The 243-nt window shown below is 68.7% G+C and carries 1 protein-coding gene; it reads right to left on the bottom strand.

Annotated features, from left to right (window positions below; genetic code table 11):
* The coding region (locus KUM38_RS40960; RefSeq protein WP_374227137.1) for a hypothetical protein at nt 1-231 on the bottom strand (231 nt) is incomplete at its 3' end.
* Nucleotides 232-243 lie beyond the last annotated feature (12 nt).

The following is a 243-nucleotide window of genomic DNA, read 5'->3' as shown; positions in this document are numbered from 1 at the left end:
CAAGGCACCCGCCGCGAACAACGGCATCAGCACCGCGAACAACTCCGCGACCCCGTCCGCACCCGCCGCCTCGATCAGATCGAACGCCCGATACGACACACCCCCGAACCCGGCAGCCACCTCCCCCGCATCCCGCACATCCGTCTTGCCCATCTCCACGAACCGGCCACCCTCGGCCAGCAACCGCAACGACGCGTCCACGAACTCCCCCGCCAGGGAGTTCAGCACCACATCCACACCCCG

It is taken from the genome of Streptomyces sp. AC558_RSS880, from assembly GCF_019049255.1.
Lineage (GTDB): Bacteria > Actinomycetota > Actinomycetes > Streptomycetales > Streptomycetaceae > Streptomyces.
Note: the sequence above shows the minus strand (reverse complement) of the source record. Positions and strands in the feature narration are given on the sequence as shown.